Here is a 16451-nt window from a genome sequence, read left to right as displayed (position 1 = left end):
GCGATCGTGGCTAGGGGGATAGGTCGACGGTGAGTTCGGCGAGGGCGTACGCGGTGGCGCAGGGATCGAGTGCCGCTGTGTGCGAATGGTTTTGGATCCGCCAGGTGAGCGAGGTGCCGTTGTCGGAGGCGACGACCGCACAGTCGCCGGGATCCTTCGTGTTGTGGATGTAGAAGCCCGCGGCGGTGGTCTTGGTGCCGAGGACATCCTGTTCGATGGTGAGGTGTTCGAGGCGGTTGCCGTCTTTGTCGGCCAGATTCCACGCCTGCTGCAGGGACTGCTTCTGCACGGCGGTGAAGGTGACATCCGAATCCTCGGTGCCCCGCGCCGCCGCCCACGCGCACACCGGCGGATGACTGTGCGCGGTGAGCGTCGTCGCGTTGAGGGTCTGCGTGAGCTGGGCGACCGTGATCGGGTTGCAATCGGCGTACGGGACGGTGGTCGCCCCCGACGGCCCAGCATTCGAGCCCGAATTCCCAGACGAACACCCCGCGATCAGCCCGGCGACGGCGACAACGGCCAGCCCGCCGCCGCGAATACGCGATGCGGTCACGGGCCTCTCCCTTCCCTGATCCACAGCACTCGTTACCCGGCCAAGGCTACCGGGCCGATCCGCCAAGCGGCGACGCGGTGACCGCCGCCTCCTGCCACGGGTATTCGGGCGTCGACCGGCCGCGCGTGGTTTGCGAAGAACGCGTCGTTCTTGGCACGATGGCACCGGTATGTCATCGATCTCCGATGCCGCTCGGGACAGCCTCGACGGTCTGTCCGTCGGCGACGCGCTGGGCGCTCAGTTCTTCGTGCCCGGCCGCTCGCTGCCCGAACTGCGCGCCGGGCGACCGCCCGCGGCGCCGTGGCAATGGACCGACGACACCGAGATGGCCTGTTCGGTATACGCGGAAATCCGCGGCCGAGGATATGTCGATCGTGATGCGCTGGCCGCGGCATTCGCGGATCGCTGTGAACCGTATCGCGGCTACGGCGGCGGCACGGTCGTTGTGCTGCACGAGATTCGCGACGGGCGTCCGTGGGCCGATGCGGCGGCGGCCGCGTTCGGCGGGCGTGGTTCCTGGGGTAACGGGGCCGCGATGCGGGTCGCACCGCTCGGAGCGCACTTCGCCGCAGATCCGGACCGGGCGGCGGCGCAGGCCGCCATGTCGGCGGAGGTGACGCATCGGCATCCGGAGGCCATCGTTGCCGCCATGGCGGTAGCGGTCGCAGCGTGCCGGGCCGCCGCAAGTCGTGGAATGCGTTGTACGCCAGATGAATTGCTGGACTCGGTCGAACCGTACCTGGTCGCGGGGCAGACCGCGGACGGTATCCGCCGCGCCAGGACCCTGCTCGGCCGATCGGTGGCCGAAGCGGCATACGAACTCGGCAACGGCGCGTCGGTGAGCGCGCAGGAGACGGTGCCGTTCACGCTGTGGGTCGCCGCGACCTTCCTCACCGACTATCCGGCCGCCGTTACGGCGTGCGTCGAGGCGGGTGGTGATGTGGACACCACCGCCGCGATAGCGGGTGGAATCGTGGCGGCGCATACCGGAATCGGGGACCGAGGTGATGTGCGCGGGGTGCCCGAGGCGTGGCTGGCGGCACGGGAGCCGCTGCCGGCGTGGGGGATGTGCGCGGGCGTCCGGTCGGTTATCGGCCCATCCGATAGCGTTTCGGTGTAAGTCGGGATATCCGAGCGTCTTGTTCGGTTGATCGGCGCTACGATTCTGGCGCAACGACTTTCATGTCCGCCGCGCGGGGGCGGGGAGGGTTGGTACCGTCATGGCGCTGGAACCGGGGGCGATTTTCGCTGGTTATACGGTTGTTCGCCAGATCGGTGTCGGCGGTATGGGCCGGGTGTATCTGATGCGGCATCCGCGGCTGCCGATGAATGTGGCGGTCAAGGTGCTGGACGGTCAGTTCAGCAGCGACGCCAAGGCGCGGGCGCGTTTCGAACGCGAGGCCGATATCGCCGCGAGTTTGCACCACCGCAATATCGTGCGCGTACACGATCGCGGCATCGAAAACGAAAACCTGTGGATAGCCATGGATTTCGTGGACGGCCCGGATGCCGCCGAACTCATCGGCCGGGGACGGCTGCCGCTGGAGCGGGCGGTGGATATCGTCGCGCAGGCGGCCGCCGGGCTGGATTACGCACATCAGCGCGGCGTCCTGCACCGGGACGTGAAACCGGGCAATCTGCTCGTCGGGCAGGAGGACAGCAAAGATCACGTGCAGATCGCCGATTTCGGCATCGCGCGCGGCCTGGACAATACGGTCACCGTCACCACATCGGTCACCGCGACATTCGCCTATGCCGCGCCGGAACTGCTGAGCGGCGCGCCGGTGGATCACCGCGCCGATGTCTACGCGCTGGGATGCACGCTCTACCATCTGCTTTCGGGATCCGCGCCGTTCCCGAGCGGCAACCTGAGCGCGGTGATGTACAGCCATCTCAATATGCCGCCGCCGCGGCTCACCGCGACGCGATCCGACGCGCCCGCCGCACTGGACGAGGTGATCGCCCGCTCGATGGCGAAGGATCCGGACCAGCGCTTCCCGAACTGCACCGCGCTGGCCGAGGCGGCCAGGGCCGCGTTGGCGACGGCGCCGGAGAGCCACGAGGGGCCTACGCTGATCCGCCCGCCCGCGTTCCCGCCGCCCACACCGCCCGAATCGCTGCCGAACATTCCGATCCCGCAGTACTTCCACACCCCGCCGCCGTATGTATTCCAGCCGAATTCGACTCCGCCGCACCCGATTCCGACGGTTACGCCGCGAAAAACGAAGACCGGCTGGGTGATCGGCGGTGTTATCGCGGCGGTTGTCGTGGTGGCCGCCGCCGTCGGCATCGTGGCATGGCCGCGCACGGACAACTCCGATCGCGCGAAGAATACGACCACCGTCACCACGACGACGGTGCCGCGGACAACGACAACGCAGCCGCCGAACCGGCTCAGCCCGGCCGAAGCCGGACTCGTGCAGGTGCTTTCGCCGAATCTGCTGACCACGAGCAGCTGCGCCGCCGACCCGAAATTCGAATCCACCTCCGGCGCGACGGCCGCCGTCGACTGCGATGTCCCCGGCCTGAATCGGCAGGCCCGCATCGCCACCTTCACCGATGCGAACGGGCTGGCGAGCGCGCTGGACAATCAGGCGAATCACCAGAGCGGCAACGGCACCTGCTCCGACGGCGGTTTCTACACCGGCACCTGGCGCGACGGCAACAACGTCGTGCGCGGCAACACCGTCTGCATCCGGATCGACCGCGACTTCTATATCGCGACGGGTTTCGACGCGACCCGGCGGTTCGTACTGATCGGCGATACCAGCGTGTCGGCCGTCTACGACTGGTGGGCGAAGAAGGTGCACCTGGTGTTCACCGATCAGTGAGCGCTCAGCGCAGCCAACCTTTCCGCTTCAGGTAGACCAGCGGGATCACCGCGGCGAGCAACATCAGAATGGTTGCGGAAAAGCCGTATTCCCAATGTGTTTCGGGGATGTGGGTGAAGTTCATACCGCATACGGTCGCGATGAGCGTCGGCGGCAGGAACACCGCGGTGACGATGGTGAACACCTTGAGGATCTGGTTCTGCTCGATATCCAGCCAGGTGGTCACCGTATGTTGCAGGTAGCGCAGCTTTTCGTGCGCGGCGGCCGCGAGCTGTCGCACGCCGTCGATATCGGCGACGAGTACCGCGATCGGATCGGCCAATTCCCTGGTGTGGAACGGGAGTTCGGCGGCCAGGTGCCGGGCGGCGCGGGCCAGGTGCAGTTGGGTCTGCTGGGTGTGCGCGACGGTCTGTTCGGCCGCGTTCATCCGGCCCATGATCGTCCGCAGCTCCGAACCCTTTGTCGCCGTATCGATTTCGACATCGACGGCGGCCAGTGCGGCGCCCGCGTGCTGGACGGCGCGCTCGGCGGCCGCGTTGAGCGACCAGAGCAGCGCGTACATCACCCCGTGCGGGGAATCGGTGAGCGTCCGGTTGCGCCGCATCTTCGCGACGGCCTTGTCGAACGGGGCGAAATGGTCGGTGGGTTGCAGGGTGACCAGGAATTCGCCGCCGAGCGCGAAAACGATGGTCTCGCGTTCGACGCCGTCGGCGCGCCGATAGTTCGCGACCACCGGGAAGTAGAGGAAATCGTCGGTCTCCCAGAGCCGGTTGCCCGCGGCGACGAAATCGACGCCGAGGCGTTCGCGCAGTACGGCGGCGGTCTCCTCGTCGTCGCGGGCGAGCGGAATCCAATGCCGGTGCAGCACTTCGGTATCGAAGCGTCCGTTGGTGGCGGGCAGGACGTCGGTGGTGGGGAAGATCGGCGCGGTCATCGGGCTACCGCGGCCTCGGTGCGTGGTGGACCATGGCGAAACTCCAATACATGGGTGCCGGGCGGCGGTGTACCGCCCCGTTTGTGCGCGCAGTGTGTACGGCCGGAATCTATTGGGACACCGACCATTCAGATCGGGAAATGATGGAACTAGGTGCCGTGACGGCGATCCGTAGGCGCCGATCGCCGCGTACGGATCAACAACGCACCGGCGCAACCAGTTTCGCGAGGGCGGACCGATCGTGGACGTCGATAGTGTCATCCGGCATCTGCCGCTCACCCCGCTTCGTAGTGGTTGCTGCTCGGTAGACCAGACTGCTACCGCGGCACGAAATGCGCCATCCATCATTAGAGACCGCCGGCTACCGTCGCGTCAATCGCCCGGCGCAATCGTTCGCACTCCGGTCATCCGACCGTCAAGTACGGGTCACGAAACAAACCGCCCGGGCAGTGGAAAACGGGGCGCTTCAACACTTTCGGTCGCTATTGGTCGAACACGATATGCACCCGTTGCGTCTCCGGCAGGGTCTGGCAGGCGAGGGTGAGCCCGGCGGCGATCTCCGTGTCGAGCAGTGCCTCGTGCCGGACCATTCGGGTGCGCCCGCGCCGGACCGAACAGACGCAGGTGCCGCAGGCGGACTCCCGGCAGATATACGGCGCGTCGATTCCGCTGTCCAGCAGTACATCCAGCAGGCGACGGTGTTTGGGCCAGTCCAGCGTATGCGTCGCACCGTCGATCTCGATATCCACCGTGGCGGTGGTGCCGACCGGCGCGTCGAAGCCACCGGCAGGAACAGTCGGCAGGGCAGCCGTGGCCGGAACCATCCCCTGGAAGGGGTTGCCGTCCAGCGACCGGAACTCCTCGCGGTACACCCGCCGCACCCGCAGACGCAGCGCCGCGGCATCGAGCACGCTCAGGAAACCCGTTGGGCCGCAGGCATACCAGTTGAGCGCGGTGTACGGCCGTAGCAGGTGGGCCAGACCGGACACGGTCGGCAGTCCCCGCTCGGACTCGAGCCAGTGCAGTATCCGCAGCCGCCGTGGGTGCCGGTTTTCCAGATCGGCGAGCTGCCGCGCGAAGATGACAGACGGCCGGTCCCGGTTCGCGTAGAGCAGTACGATCCGGCCGCGGCCGACGGCGAGCATGGATTTGACGATCGAGAAGACGGGTGTGATGCCGCTGCCGCCTGCGCACAGCAGCACGTCGGCCGCGAGATCGCGCGGGCCGAAGACGCCGCCCGGTTCGAGCACCGTGATGGTGTCGCCCGCGGATACGGTGTCGCACAACAGGTTCGACGCGTAGCCGCCGGGCGTTCGCTTGACCGTCACCGCGGGCCGCGGGTCCAGGTGCGGGCTGCTGCACAGCGAATAGCAGCGCGCCACCGACCCGGTCCGCGTGCTCGGCACCCGCAGCGTGAGGAATTGTCCTGGGCGGTAAGCGAAATGCTCGGTGAGGCCGCTGGGGACCGCGAAAACGAACGTCTTCGCCTCGGCTGTCTCCGCGATCACCTCGGCGACCCGCACCGCGTGTGCGCGCGGGTTCATGGCTCGATCGGAACCCGCGAATCATCCGGTGCGGCAATGCGATCGGCGAGTCGCCGATCGAGCAGCCGCAGCCCGGCCTCGGCCAGCCAGGCGAACCGCTCGACCGAGAAGGGCTGGGCGATGCGCCGGTTCACGCCCGGTGCGATCCGCCCGAGGAAGTACCCCAACCAGGCTTCGGCGCGCACCGGAACCACCGCCAGATCGAACCGCACCGCCCGCTCGACCGCCCGCGCCACCAGGTCGGCGCTGAGCGGGGCGAACGGCAGCCGCTCCGCGAACTCCTGCGCCAGGCGTGCGAATTCCTTTCCGCGCCGGACCAATTCGGGATCGACGCCGACCGTGATCGCGTGCTCGCCGATATTGGTGTTGATCACGCCGGGGCAGATGGCGCTGACGCCGATGCCCTTGGGCCCGAGTTCGAGCCGCAGGCATTCGGTGAGCATTTTCACCCCGGCCTTGGACACCGCGTACGCGGACCCGAGCGGTATCGGCGTGAAGGCGGCGGCGGACGCGATATTGACGATCTGCCCCCGCTTGCCGTAATCGACCATCTGCCTGCCGAATACGCGACAGCCGTGCACGACGCCGAGCAGGTTCACACCGAGCTGTTTATCCCAGTCGGCGGGGGAGAGATCGAGGAACGCGCCGCCGACCAGCATCCCGGCATTGTTCACCAGCACATCCGGCACGCCGAATTCGGTACGGACGCGCTGCGCGAACGTTTCCCACGCGTCCGGATCCGTCACATCCAACCATTCGGCCGTCGCGCCGTCACCGGCGATCGCCACCGTCTCCTTGGCCGCGGCCAGGTCGATATCCGCGACGATAACGTGGGAGCCGTTGCGCGCGAACCGAATAGCGATGGCCCGCCCGATCCCGCTGCCCGCGCCGGTGACGACGACGAGGCCCGGTCGTATACCGTTGAATTTCATCGGTGCCTCACCGCACTCGATCGGCGAGGGCACCTTCGGCGCCGAAAAGCTCATCCTGCCAACGCCGCAGCAGCGCGACGGTATCGACATCGTCGGGATGGAATCCGGGGCGCAGATACACCCGGATCTCGCGCATCAGCCCGCGCACGATCGGTCCGCGATACAGGTGATAGGACTCGCGGGCGACCGTGACCGGTTGCCACGCGGCGGGATCCAGCAGTATCGATGCCGCGACCGCCACCGATACGCCGGGAATGGTGAAGAGGTAGAGGAATGTCATCACCAGGATGCGCAGCCACTCCGGATTGCCGGTCGCGCGGTACACGTCGAAGGCCACCGACTTGTGCTCCAACTCCTCCAACGCGTGCCAGTTCAACAGGTTTCGCACCTCGTCGTCGCCGGCCAGCGCCTGGATCTCCGGACTGGACAGCACCCGTTGCGCCAGCACGGCCGTGTAGTGCTCGGCCGCGGCCACCGCGGCGAGATGCGCGGCGGCGGGTGCGTACCGGTCGAGCCTGGGCAGGATCCATTCGTAGCGGGCGATGAGCCGGGGCAGCCGGTATCCGAGGGCGTAGAGCTGCTCGTTGAGGCGGCCGTGCTGCTGGCCGTGCACCGCCTCCTGCCCGATGAACGACGCCATCCGCTTCTTGAGCACCGGATCGGTGACCTGGTCGGTGCAGCGGCGCACGGCTCTGATGAACGACTCCTCGCCGGGCGGGAACGCGGCCGAGAGCAGTGCGACGAAATGGCTCAGGACGATATCGTCGTCGGCGAAGTATTTCGTCATCGGTTCGGGTTCGCCGAACCGGAAACGCATCCGGCGCACGCGCGGATAGGCTGTTGCCACGCCTGTCATGTGATTCTCCGTTGATCCGAACTCATCCGAGATGGCCGACGAGCATGCCTTCGCTGCCGAAGAGCTCGGTTTGCCAGCGCCGCAACAGGTCTCGGGTGTCCACGTCGTCGGGGTGGAAACCCGGCCGCAGGTACACCACGAGTTCGCGGCCCATACCGCGGAAGATGGGTCCGCGGAAGAGCTCATAGGATTCGCGCAGCAGTGCGAACGGATGCCTGCGCGCATAACTGTCCCTGGCCAGCGAGACCGTGAGGGCGAGCACGGTGAACGGCACGGTGAGCGCGACCATCGCGGCCATGGTCGCGATGCGCATGGTCTCGGTGCCGCCGACGGACCGGTAGACATCGAAGGCCACCGACTTGTGCTCGAGCTCCTCGAAAGCGTGCCAGTTCAACAGGTTTCGCACCTCTTCGTCCCCGGCGAGCGCCTGGATCTCGGGGCTTTCGAGCGTGCGCCGGGCCAGCACCGCGGTGTAGTGCTCGGCCGCGGCGGTGGCCGCCAGGTGCAGATGGGCGGGCAGCCGCTGTTCCAGCCGCAGGGCGCGCCGCTCGGCCTCGGGCGTGTCCAGCCACGCGATGGGATAGCCCATATCGATGAGCTTGTCGTTGAGCAGCCGGTGCTGCCGACCGTGTGTGGCCTCCTGGCCGATGAATCCGGCGACCCGTTTCTTGAGCACCGGATCGGTAATGCGGTCCGCGAAGCGGCGCACGGATCTGATGAACGACTCCTCGCCGGGCGGGAATCCGGCGGACAGCCCGGCGATGAAATGGCTGAAGACCATATCCCCGCCCGCGTAGTACTTCGTCATCGGTTCGGGTTCGCCGAACCGGAAGGTGATGCGTCGCGCCTTCGGATATCCGTTCGTCGCGCGCACATGCTGTTCGGTCATGATGCACCTCATTGGGCTGGTACCGCAGGTATCGGGTACCTAGTAGTACGGTAGCGTCTCAGACGGATAATTCCTAGGCCTTCGCCGCCGATATCGGGCAGCGATTCGGATCGGCGACCGGCAATCGGAGGTGATGGAGTCCGTCGTCCAGTTATTTGTCCCAGACGCGCCATTGCGCCCACGGCGAACGAGATGGGCAAGCGGGCGCACCCGGCGCATCCTGGTGAGGTACGGATGTAATCATGTAAGCAAGGGGGCCGCCGTGGACGACGACTCGGTCCTGTCGAAAAACGATGCGGAACAGGCGGATCGCGATGCGGCCGCACTGGATGCGTACTCGCGCACCGTGATAGCGGTGGCCGCCTCGGTGACGCCGCATGTGGCCAGCGTGCGCACCCGGCGCGGCAGCGGTTCCGCCGTGGTCTTCACCGATGACGGATTCCTGCTCACCAATGCGCACGTGGTCGGCGCGGCCGGCGGCGGCGAGGTGACCTTCGCCGACGGCGTCGAATCGAGATTCGATGTGATCGGCGTCGATCCGCTCTCGGATCTGGCGGTGCTGCGGGCCCGCGGCGGCGGGCCGGGCGCGGTGCGGTTGGGGGATGCGGACCGGCTGGTGGTCGGGCAACTCGTTGTGGCCGTTGGCAGCCCGCTAGGGTTGGCCGGATCGGTGACGGCGGGCGTGGTGAGCGCGCTCGGGCGGGCGGTGCCGGTCGCCTCGAATCGTGCCGGACGGGTGATCGAGGACGTCATCCAGACCGATGCGGCGCTGAACCCGGGGAATTCCGGTGGTGCGCTGGCGGATTCGGCCGGGCGGGTGGTCGGCATCAATACCGCCGTCGCGGGAATCGGCCTGGGCCTTGCCATTCCGATGAACGCCACCACGCAGCGCATCGTGAGCACCCTGCTGCGCGACGGCCGGGTCCGCCGCGCCTACCTCGGGTTGGTCGGGGTGCCCGCGCCGTTGCCGGAAGCGCTGGCCGCGCGCACCGGTCAGGCGGCGGGGGTGCGGATCATGGAGGTGGTGCGCGGCGGCCCCGCCGATCGCGCCGGAATCCGCCGCGGCGACCTGGTACTCAGCGTCGCCCGCGCGGAAGTCCGTGACGCGCAGGGCATTCAGCGACAGCTCTTCGCCGAGGCCATCGGCAGATCACTGCCGGTCACCGTGCTGCGCAACGGCGCGATGGTCGACGTGATCGCCGTGCCGACCGAACTCACCGTCGACTGAGCGATCGGATTCCGGTACGCGCCAGCGCATATCGACGAGCAATCCGATCAGTCCGACGGCGAGGCAGGTCACGGTGACGACGACGGAGGTGGTGCTCACGTGGCCGGTGAGCCCGTCGCCGAGCAGGACGGTGCCGACGGTGCCGGGCAGGATGCCGACGACGGTGGCCACCAGATACGGCGTGAACCGGACCGCCGAAAGGGCGCTGCAGTAGTTCACCACCGAGAACGGCGCGAAGCTGATGAGCCGCAGCGAACCCACCGCGAGCCAACCCCGCGTCGCCAGCCGCCGGTTGACGGCGTGCACCGCGGGATGGGTGAGCCGCCCGCGCACGCGGTCCCGGTCGAGGGCGCGGACCAGCAGCAGCGTCAGCACCGCGCTGACCGTGGTCGCGCCGACCGCGATGAGGATGCCGAGCCACGGCCCGAAGAGCAGTCCGGCGCTGAGGGTGAATACGGTGCGCGGGAACGGTGCCATGGTGACCAGCACATGCGCGATGAAGAACAGCAGCACGAACGAGGGGCCGACCGTGTGCGCCCACTCCTGCATCCGGTGCGAGCTCGGCAGCGGAACCAGCAGCGCCACGACGAACAGCGCGACACCGCCCGCGAGCAGCGCGACGGCACGTGGGTTCCGGAACAGCCTTTGCACCCGACAAGGTTACCGGCCGTCGCCGGGCGGGCCGTGCCACGGCTGGTGAGTTCGCAGCTAGCATCGGAATTGGCGCCGACCCGCCGGCGTGCCCGGTGAGCTGGGGGAACGAACTTCCGATCGCGATGCGAACGGGTCACACAGCGCCGTGTGAATATCGTGCGAAGGCTTGGGCGCACGCCCGGGTATCCAGTAATCCTGAAGTGAGCAAGTGTTTACAAGGCCCGCCGCGCGCGGTCACCGGAGTGCGTGATCCCATCCGGAAGCGGTAGCTTGCCTACCGCCGGAGGTTCGCGCATGCCGGGCCGGGCGACGATTCGAATGGAACAGGAAGCAGCAGCGATGCCAAAAGGTTCAGCGCCGGGCATTGATCCGGTGCCCGATTACGCCGCGTGGCGTAAGGGGGTGGCCGGTGTGCTCGCCAAGGCGCGCCGGGTCGATATCGGCGAACTCCCGGACGATCCGGAACGGCTGCTCGGCGAGACCACCTACGACGGCCTGACCATCGCACCGCTGTACACCAGCCGCGACGAGCGGCCCGAACAGCCGCTGCCCGGCGTTTATCCCTTCGTCCGCGGTCGCGACGCGACCCGCGATGTGCACCGCGGCTGGTTCGTCTGCGCGCGGATAGCCGAATCCGACGCGGCGGCGGCGAATCGGGCGATCCTGTCCGGGCTGGAGAACGGCGTCGGCGCGATCTGGCTGCCGGTGGGCGCGGACGGTATCCCGGTGGCCGGGCTCGGCGCGGCGCTCTCGGGCCTGCTGTTCGAACTCGCGCCGCTGACCATCGATGCCGGGACCGCGACCGATGCGGCCGCGGCACAGATCTTCTCGATCCTCGACGGCTATTCCGCCCAGCGGCCCGCCGATATCCGGCTCACCCTCGGCGCCGCGCCGCTCACCGGCGCATTCGGCGGCGCTGCCGACATCGGCCTGGACGCGACCGTCGAATTGGCGCGACGGGCGATCGCCCGGCCGGAGACGGTGCGCACGATCGTGGTGTGCGGGAACAGCTTTCACAATGCGGGCGCGTCGGACGCGCAGGAGCTCGGCGCGGCCGTCGCCGCCGGCCTGGAATATCTGCGCGCGCTCACCGACGCCGGCGTCGATCTCGCGGACGCGCTCGGCCAGCTGACCTTCCGACTGGCCGCCACCGATGACCAATTCGCCACGATCGCGAAATTCCGTGCCGCACGCCAACTCTGGGCCCGGGTGGCGCATGTGTGCGGGGCGCCCGGCTTCGGCGACGCGCCGCAGCACGCGGTCACCTCGGCGGCCATGCTGAGCCAGCGCGATCCGTGGGTGAATATGCTGCGCACCACGCTGGCCGCCTTCGGGGCGGGCGTCGGCGGCGCGGACACCGTCACCGTGCTGCCGTTCGATTCCGCGCTGCCGCCAGGCGAATTGGGGGTTTCGCGGGCGTTCGCCGAGCGGATGGCCCGCAACATCCAGCTGCTGCTGCTGGAGGAATCGCATCTCGGTCATGTCCAGGACCCGGCCGCCGGATCCTGGTATGTCGAGGACTACACCGCCGAATTGGCCGCCAAGGCATGGGAATTCATGCAGGAGCTGGAGGCGGCGGGTGGTTACCGCGCCGCGCTGGACTCCGGCCTGCTCGCCGAGCGCATCGCGGCGACCAGGGCGCGGCGGGATGCCGATGTCGCGCACCGGAAGACGTCGGTCACCGGCGTCAACGAATTCCCGAACCTGGCCGAGCCCGCGCTGTCCGAGGCGGCGCGGCAGCCCGGTTCGGTAGCCCGCTACGGCGCGGCCTTCGAGGCGCTGCGCGACCGTTCGGATATCTACCTCGCGGCACACGGCGCGCGACCGAAAGCGCTGCTGGTGCCGCTCGGTTCGGTGGCCGAGCACAATGCGCGGGTCACCTGGATCGCGAATCTGCTGGCCTCCGGCGGTATCGAGACGATCAACCCGGGTCCGCTCACCGTCGACGGGATCGCCGCGGCGGCAAGCGAATCCGGTGCGCCGATCGCGGTGCTGTGCGGTTCGGACGCGCGCTACGGCGCGGAGGCGGGCGCGGCGGTCGAGCGGCTGCGCGCGGCCGGTGTCGGGACGGTGCTGCTCGCCGGTTCGGCGAAAGCGGTTTCGGCGCTGGATGATTCGCAGCGCCCGGACGGATATCTGGCCGCGCGGATCGACGCGGTCGCCGCACTCTCCGAGCTGTTGGAAAAGGTGGGAGCCTGATGACCACTGGGGAGATGAAACATCTCATCGGCAATTTCGCCGAGGTGCCGCTCGCCGATCGGGCGCCCGAACCCGCCGAGGTGGACGCCGCACAGGTCGACGCGTTCGTCGCGGGCGCGGCCGCCGCCAACAACTACACACCTGAGCAACTGGTGTGGGCGACGCCCGAAGGTATCGACGTGCCACCGGTTTTCACCAAGGCGGACCGGGACGCCGTCGCGGCCGAAGGGTATCCGCTCGACAGCGTGCCGGGTATCGCGCCGTTCGTACGCGGTCCCTACCCGACCATGTACGTCAACCAGCCGTGGACGATCCGCCAGTACGCGGGCTTCTCGACGGCCGCCGATTCGAACGCCTTCTACCGCCGCAATCTCGCCGCCGGGCAGAAGGGGCTTTCGGTGGCCTTCGACCTGGCCACCCATCGCGGCTACGACTCCGATCATCCGCGCGTGCAGGGCGATGTCGGAATGGCCGGTGTCGCCATCGATTCCATCCTCGACATGCGTCAGCTCTTCGACCACATCCCGCTGGATCAGGTGAGCGTGTCGATGACGATGAACGGTGCGGTGCTGCCCATCCTGGCGCTGTACGTCGTCGCGGCGGAGGAGCAGGGCGTCACGCCCGAACAGCTGGCCGGAACCATTCAGAACGACATTCTGAAGGAGTTCATGGTCCGCAACACCTACATCTATCCGCCGAAGCCATCGATGCGGATCATCTCCGATATCTTCGCCTACACCAGCGCGAAGATGCCGAAGTTCAACTCGATCTCCATCTCCGGCTATCACATCCAAGAGGCCGGCGCGACAGCCGATCTGGAGTTGGCGTACACCCTCGCCGACGGCGTCGAATATATTCGCGCGGGCATCGACGCCGGGATGGAAGTGGACAAATTCGCGCCGCGGCTGTCGTTCTTCTGGGCCATCGGCATGAACTTCTTCATGGAGGTCGCCAAACTGCGGGCCGGGCGGCTGCTGTGGAGCGAACTGGTCGCGAAATTCGACCCGAAAAGCCCGAAATCGCTGTCGCTGCGCACCCATTCGCAGACCTCCGGCTGGTCGCTCACCGCGCAGGACGCCTACAACAACGTCGCGCGCACCTGCATCGAGGCGATGGCCGCGACCCAGGGGCACACCCAGTCGCTGCACACCAACGCGCTGGACGAGGCGCTCGCGCTGCCCACCGACTTCTCGGCCCGCATCGCGCGCAACACCCAGCTGCTGATCCAGCAGGAGTCCAACACCACCCGGCCGATCGACCCGTGGGGCGGCTCGTACTACGTCGAATGGCTCACCCACCAGCTGGCGAACCGGGCCAGGGCGCATATCGCCGAGGTGGAGGCGCACGGCGGCATGGCACAGGCGATTTCGGAGGGCATCCCGAAGCTGCGGATCGAGGAGGCGGCCGCGCGCACCCAGGCGCGCATCGACACCGGCCAGCAGCCGGTGATCGGCGTCAACAAATACCAGGTCGACGAGGATCAGCAGGTGGAGGTCCTCAAGGTCGAGAACTCCAGGGTGCGCGCCGAACAGCTGGAGAAGCTGGAAAGGCTGCGCGCGCAACGGGATCCGGCGGCGGTGGAACGCGCCCTCGCCGAATTGACCAGGGCCGCGGGCTCTTCCGAGGGCGGTATGGCGAACAACCTACTGGCCCTGGCGATCGACGCGGCGCGGGCGAAGGCCACCGTCGGCGAGATCTCCGATGCGCTGGAAAAGGTGTACGGACGGCATCAGGCCGAAATTCGGACGCTCTCGGGCGTTTACCGCGACGAGGCAGGAAAGGTCACCAATATCAGCAGGGCGAGCGAGCTGGTCGAGGAATTCGCCGAGGCCGAGGGGCGCAGGCCGCGCATCCTCGTCGCCAAGATGGGCCAGGACGGACACGATCGCGGGCAGAAGGTGATCGCCACCGCCTTCGCCGACCTCGGCTTCGACGTCGACGTGGGCCCGCTGTTTCAGACACCGGAGGAGGTGGCGCAGCAGGCGGCCGACAACGACGTGCACGTCGTCGGCGTATCCTCGCTTGCCGCAGGCCATCTCACGCTGGTGCCCGCGCTGCGGCGGGCGCTGGCCGAGGTCGGGCGGCCCGACATCATGGTGATCGTCGGCGGTGTCATCCCACCCGGTGATTTCGACGAGCTGTACGCGGCGGGCGCGGCCGCGATCTTCCCGCCCGGCACGGTGATCGCCGACGCGGCCATCGACCTGCTGAAAAAGCTGGCCGCCGAGCTGGGGCACGAGATCGGCTCCGCCGCCGAATGATTGAGCATCGCGTAGCGATCCGATGGGGGGCGGTGGTCGGGTGACGGGCGGGCACCCACGCGTGATCGATGTGGAGGCGCTCGCGGAGGCGGTGCGCTCCGGTGAGCGGGCCGCCCTGGCGCGGGCGATCACCCTGGTCGAATCCGCCAGGGCCGATCATCGGCGCCAGGCTCAGCAGCTGCTGCTGCGGGTGACGCCTGCGGCGGATGCCATTGTGTCGAATCGCGTCGGCATCACCGGTGTTCCGGGCGTCGGCAAGTCGACGTTCATCGATGCGCTCGGCATGGACCTGATCGGCAAGGGGCACCGGGTCGCGGTGCTGGCGGTGGATCCGTCGTCCACCAGAACCGGCGGCTCGATCCTCGGCGACAAAACCCGGATGGCGCGACTCGCGGTGGAACGCAACGCCTTCATCCGCCCGTCGCCCACCGCGGGCACGCTCGGCGGCGTCGCGAAGGCGACGCGGGAGACCATCGTGCTGCTGGAGGCGGCCGGATACGATGTGATCCTGGTGGAGACCGTGGGCGTCGGCCAATCCGAGGTGACCGTCGCGAATATGGTCGACGTGTTCTGCTTCCTGACCCTGGCCCGCACCGGAGATCAGTTGCAGGGCATCAAGAAGGGCGTGCTGGAGCTCGCCGACCTGGTCGCGGTCAACAAGGCCGACGGCAAGCACGAGGTGGAGGCGAAGGCGGCGGCCCGCGAGCTGGCGGGTGCGCTGCGCCTGATCCATCCGCACGACGCCCTCTGGCGGCCACCGGTGCTCACCATGAGCGGCCTGGAAGGCGTTGGCCTCGAAAAGTTCTGGGATACCGTGCTGGAACATCGCCGGGTGCTCACCGAGGCGGGCGAATTCGCCGAGAAGCGCCGCCGTCAACAGGTCGACTGGATGTGGACCATGGTGCACGACCAGTTGCTGCGGCGGCTGTCGGAGCATCCGGGCGTGAAAGCCGTTCGCGCACAGGTGGAAAAGCAGGTGCGAGCGGGCACGTTGACGGCCGCGCTGGCCGCCGAGGAGATTCTGGACGCCTTCGACGGCTGACGATTTCGGCCGGGCGCGTCACGCGGTCATCGCACGGGCTGGAATGCTGTGCGGCATGAGCACACCTTCGCTGCGCCTACGGTTCGATCGCTTCTTCCACCGGCTGGTCAACCCGAGCGCGATTCGCAAACCGGAGCAGACGCTGCTCGAGACCATCGGCCGCAAATCCGGGCAACCCCGGATCACCCCGATCGGCGGCGCCCGGGTCGGCGACGAGTTCTGGCTGGTGTCCGAGCACGGCACCGACTCCGATTACGTGCGGAACCTGATGGCGAATCCCGCTGTGCGCGTGCGCATCGCGGGGGAGTGGCACACCGGGACGGCGCATCCGCTGCCCGACGACGATCCGCGGGCGCGGCTGGCGACGCTGCCCCGCTTCAACAGCACGGTGGTGCGTGCCCTCGGCACGAACCTGCTGACGATCCGGATCGATCTGAGCTGACGGGTATGTCATACTTCGGGCGCAAGTAACAAGTTCGTCAGCGCCAGGTCGGTCGGTGGAGCGCGTTGGCGTGCTCGCGTGATCGC

The 16451-nt window shown here is 68.0% G+C and carries 14 protein-coding genes; 7 read left to right on the top strand and 7 right to left on the bottom strand.

Annotation, left to right across the window (positions count from 1 at the left end; all coding sequences use genetic code 11):
* Window positions 1-10: 10 nt before the first annotated feature.
* Entirely contained in the window at window positions 11-553 is a 543-nt protein-coding gene (locus LGY53_RS30470; RefSeq protein WP_225730128.1) for a DUF3558 family protein, read from the bottom strand.
* A gap of 169 nt (window positions 554-722) precedes the next feature.
* Here LGY53_RS30470 and LGY53_RS30465 point away from each other — a divergent pair, with 169 nt between their 5' ends.
* Together LGY53_RS30465 and LGY53_RS30460 are read left to right on the top strand one after the other, a co-directional pair.
* Window positions 723-1673, top strand: coding sequence for an ADP-ribosylglycohydrolase family protein (locus LGY53_RS30465; protein ID WP_225730127.1), 951 nt, complete (start codon window positions 723-725; stop codon window positions 1671-1673).
* 100 nt (window positions 1674-1773) lie between these two features.
* The gene (locus tag LGY53_RS30460; RefSeq protein ID WP_225730126.1) at window positions 1774-3384 is read left to right on the top strand and encodes a serine/threonine-protein kinase; all 1611 of its coding nucleotides are present in this window, start codon (window positions 1774-1776) and stop codon (window positions 3382-3384) included.
* Between the two features lie 4 nt (window positions 3385-3388).
* Here LGY53_RS30460 and LGY53_RS30455 read toward each other — a convergent pair whose 3' ends face one another.
* The 5 genes from LGY53_RS30455 to LGY53_RS30435 form a co-directional block, all read right to left on the bottom strand.
* Window positions 3389-4318, bottom strand: coding sequence for a magnesium transporter CorA family protein (locus LGY53_RS30455; protein WP_225730125.1), 930 nt, complete (start codon window positions 4316-4318; stop codon window positions 3389-3391).
* A 482-nt stretch (window positions 4319-4800) separates the two neighbouring features.
* On the bottom strand, window positions 4801-5862 hold the full coding sequence (locus LGY53_RS30450; RefSeq protein ID WP_225730124.1) for a ferredoxin--NADP reductase: 1062 nt from the start codon (window positions 5860-5862) through the stop codon (window positions 4801-4803).
* On the bottom strand, window positions 5859-6794 hold the full coding sequence (locus LGY53_RS30445; RefSeq protein ID WP_225730123.1) for an SDR family NAD(P)-dependent oxidoreductase: 936 nt from the start codon (window positions 6792-6794) through the stop codon (window positions 5859-5861). The genes LGY53_RS30450 and LGY53_RS30445 overlap by 4 nt, the downstream gene beginning before the upstream one ends.
* A gap of 7 nt (window positions 6795-6801) precedes the next feature.
* Window positions 6802-7650, bottom strand: a complete 849-nt coding sequence (locus LGY53_RS30440; RefSeq protein WP_225730122.1) for a metal-dependent hydrolase — start codon at window positions 7648-7650, stop codon at window positions 6802-6804.
* 22 nt (window positions 7651-7672) lie between these two features.
* On the bottom strand, window positions 7673-8539 hold the full coding sequence (locus tag LGY53_RS30435) for a metal-dependent hydrolase (RefSeq protein WP_225730121.1): 867 nt from the start codon (window positions 8537-8539) through the stop codon (window positions 7673-7675).
* A 280-nt stretch (window positions 8540-8819) separates the two neighbouring features.
* Between LGY53_RS30435 and LGY53_RS30430 the strand changes: the two genes are divergently transcribed.
* Entirely contained in the window at window positions 8820-9767 is a 948-nt protein-coding gene (locus tag LGY53_RS30430) for a S1C family serine protease (RefSeq protein WP_225730172.1), read from the top strand.
* On the opposite strand, the gene LGY53_RS30425 is transcribed toward LGY53_RS30430, so the two are convergent.
* The gene (locus tag LGY53_RS30425) at window positions 9690-10418 is read right to left on the bottom strand and encodes a TVP38/TMEM64 family protein (protein WP_225730120.1); all 729 of its coding nucleotides are present in this window, start codon (window positions 10416-10418) and stop codon (window positions 9690-9692) included. The genes LGY53_RS30430 and LGY53_RS30425 overlap by 78 nt on opposite strands.
* A gap of 342 nt (window positions 10419-10760) precedes the next feature.
* Between LGY53_RS30425 and LGY53_RS30420 the strand changes: the two genes are divergently transcribed.
* The 4 genes from LGY53_RS30420 to LGY53_RS30405 are packed head-to-tail and all read left to right on the top strand — an operon-like array spanning window position 10761 to window position 16365.
* Window positions 10761-12620 (top strand): methylmalonyl-CoA mutase family protein, encoded by a 1860-nt coding sequence (locus LGY53_RS30420; protein ID WP_225730119.1) that lies wholly within the window; start codon window positions 10761-10763, stop codon window positions 12618-12620.
* On the top strand, window positions 12620-14881 hold the full coding sequence (gene scpA / locus LGY53_RS30415; protein ID WP_225730118.1) for a methylmalonyl-CoA mutase: 2262 nt from the start codon (window positions 12620-12622) through the stop codon (window positions 14879-14881). Before LGY53_RS30420 ends, scpA begins: the two co-directional genes overlap by 1 nt.
* 40 nt (window positions 14882-14921) lie before the next feature.
* Window positions 14922-15923 carry a methylmalonyl Co-A mutase-associated GTPase MeaB gene (gene meaB, locus LGY53_RS30410; RefSeq protein WP_225730117.1) on the top strand — a complete coding sequence of 334 codons (1002 nt, stop codon included), beginning with the start codon at window positions 14922-14924 and terminating at the stop codon, window positions 15921-15923.
* Window positions 15924-15978: 55 nt separating this feature from the next.
* Window positions 15979-16365 (top strand): nitroreductase/quinone reductase family protein, encoded by a 387-nt coding sequence (locus LGY53_RS30405; protein WP_225730116.1) that lies wholly within the window; start codon window positions 15979-15981, stop codon window positions 16363-16365.
* Window positions 16366-16451: the final 86 nt, after the last annotated feature.

The organism is Nocardia sp. JCM 34519.1 (genome assembly GCF_020361265.1).
In the GTDB taxonomy this organism is placed as follows: domain Bacteria; phylum Actinomycetota; class Actinomycetes; order Mycobacteriales; family Mycobacteriaceae; genus Nocardia; species Nocardia arthritidis_A.
Note: the sequence above shows the minus strand (reverse complement) of the source record. Positions and strands in the feature narration are given on the sequence as shown.

Bases quoted from the DNA above. Each gene is read 5' to 3' on its own strand.
- LGY53_RS30420 (WP_225730119.1), top strand. From the start codon at position 10,761: ATGCCAAAAGGTTCAGCGCCGGGCATTGATCCGGTGCCCGATTACGCC.
- LGY53_RS30435 (WP_225730121.1), bottom strand. From the start codon at position 8,539: ATGACCGAACAGCATGTGCGCGCGACGAACGGATATCCGAAGGCGCGA.
- LGY53_RS30405 (WP_225730116.1), top strand. From the start codon at position 15,979: ATGAGCACACCTTCGCTGCGCCTACGGTTCGATCGCTTCTTCCACCGG.
- LGY53_RS30455 (WP_225730125.1), bottom strand. From the start codon at position 4,318: ATGACCGCGCCGATCTTCCCCACCACCGACGTCCTGCCCGCCACCAAC.
- scpA (WP_225730118.1), top strand. From the start codon at position 12,620: ATGACCACTGGGGAGATGAAACATCTCATCGGCAATTTCGCCGAGGTG.
- LGY53_RS30440 (WP_225730122.1), bottom strand. From the start codon at position 7,650: ATGACAGGCGTGGCAACAGCCTATCCGCGCGTGCGCCGGATGCGTTTC.
- LGY53_RS30445 (WP_225730123.1), bottom strand. From the start codon at position 6,794: ATGAAATTCAACGGTATACGACCGGGCCTCGTCGTCGTCACCGGCGCG.
- LGY53_RS30450 (WP_225730124.1), bottom strand. From the start codon at position 5,862: ATGAACCCGCGCGCACACGCGGTGCGGGTCGCCGAGGTGATCGCGGAG.
- LGY53_RS30460 (WP_225730126.1), top strand. From the start codon at position 1,774: ATGGCGCTGGAACCGGGGGCGATTTTCGCTGGTTATACGGTTGTTCGC.
- LGY53_RS30465 (WP_225730127.1), top strand. From the start codon at position 723: ATGTCATCGATCTCCGATGCCGCTCGGGACAGCCTCGACGGTCTGTCC.